General features: G+C 44.5%; 4 protein-coding genes and 1 pseudogene. 1 reads left to right on the top strand and 4 read right to left on the bottom strand.

Features of this window, described 5'->3' with window-relative positions:
* Window positions 1–4 precede the first annotated feature (4 nt).
* Window positions 5–256 (top strand): annotated as a pseudogene (locus ACUU1M_RS20265) (4Fe-4S binding protein); the annotation flags it as partial.
* A gap of 48 nt (window positions 257–304) precedes the next feature.
* On the opposite strand, the gene ACUU1M_RS20260 reads toward ACUU1M_RS20265, so the two are convergent.
* From ACUU1M_RS20260 to cspG, 4 genes are read right to left on the bottom strand one after another with little or no spacing between them, the layout of a single operon-like run.
* Window positions 305–478, bottom strand: coding sequence for a GnsA/GnsB family addiction module toxin (locus ACUU1M_RS20260; RefSeq protein WP_001019194.1), 174 nt, complete (start codon window positions 476–478; stop codon window positions 305–307).
* Window positions 468–698, bottom strand: a complete 231-nt coding sequence (gene ymcE, locus ACUU1M_RS20255) for a protein YmcE (RefSeq protein WP_042774451.1) — start codon at window positions 696–698, stop codon at window positions 468–470. The genes ACUU1M_RS20260 and ymcE overlap by 11 nt, the downstream gene beginning before the upstream one ends.
* Window positions 673–861, bottom strand: a complete 189-nt coding sequence (gene ymcF / locus ACUU1M_RS20250; protein ID WP_071524879.1) for a cold shock small protein YmcF — start codon at window positions 859–861, stop codon at window positions 673–675. The genes ymcE and ymcF overlap by 26 nt, the downstream gene beginning before the upstream one ends.
* Window positions 862–871: 10 nt before the next feature.
* The gene (cspG, locus tag ACUU1M_RS20245; RefSeq protein ID WP_000147279.1) at window positions 872–1,072 is read right to left on the bottom strand and encodes a cold shock protein CspG; all 201 of its coding nucleotides are present in this window, start codon (window positions 1,070–1,072) and stop codon (window positions 872–874) included.
* Between the last annotated feature and the right edge of the window lie 5 nt (window positions 1,073–1,077).

Below are 1,077 nucleotides of genomic sequence, written 5' to 3'. Positions count from 1 at the left end.
ATGAACAGTGGAATGTACCGGCTGTATGACTTGCGTAGAGTCATGTCCGGTAGCCTCAACATTGACCTTTTCACTGCAAAAACCTGCAGCAAATAAAAAAGCCTTTGCGTTGTCTGGCTGGTTAATGACGCTACTGGTTCTGGGGATTATGTTTGCGGTGATTGGTTACGCAATGTATGCGGGAGTATGGCAAAGCCCGGTGCCGGAGGAATTGTACCGACGCTTAATTCCACAAGCGCCAATGATTGGTCACTAAATTAGCAACAAGCGGAACATCACCTCGCACGGGGTGATGTTCACAAAATCACATTATTTTGATTTTGACATCATAACTTTCAAGCCCGGTCATTTTTTCTCGTGCGATGAAGCGAATTTCAGAGACTTCTTTCCCTGTATTCTTGTTCAGCTCGGCGATTTTTTGCGCGATAAAGTCGGCGATTTCCGTTTCGGCTTGTTTTTTTAACTCTTCAATATTCACTGTTAACCTCGTCTGGTCTTGAAAGACAACAACACGCCAGTAAGGTGTTGGTTCCCGGTACCCTGGTCAGGTAAGAAATGTTATAAGCTATCTCCCCGAAAGATTCAATAATCAACAGGTTATCGCTTATTATACATACAGCGTTGAAGAAAAATAAGGCAGATATAAAAAAGGCTCCACGAGGGAGCCTGATATTATTTTGTGAAATCCAGCGGCGCATGGTCAGTGCGTATTTGCAGCGCGACGTTATCAAAGGTGATCATAGTCGATTTACAAAAAATACACTTAGCGCCCAAAGGGTTTCGCTCCGTCACATCGAATGCCGATGTACGGTACTGTGAACCATGACAACATGGACAGCGGAAATGGAGATGTTGAGTAATAACGGCAACCTTAGAGCGTAACAACGTTCGCTGCCGCGGGGCCACGTTGCCCCTGCTCAATAGAAAATTCAACTTTCTGATTTTCGTTCAGCGTGCGGAATTCATTGCTCTGGATGGCGGTGAAATGGACGAAAACGTCTTTGCTGCCATCATCAGGAGTGATAAAGCCAAAACCTTTATCTGCGTTAAACCATTTTACTAAACCAGTCATTGTAT

The sequence above is a fragment of the Shigella sp. SIG6 genome (genome assembly GCF_053555815.1).
Note: the sequence above shows the minus strand (reverse complement) of the source record. Positions and strands in the feature narration are given on the sequence as shown.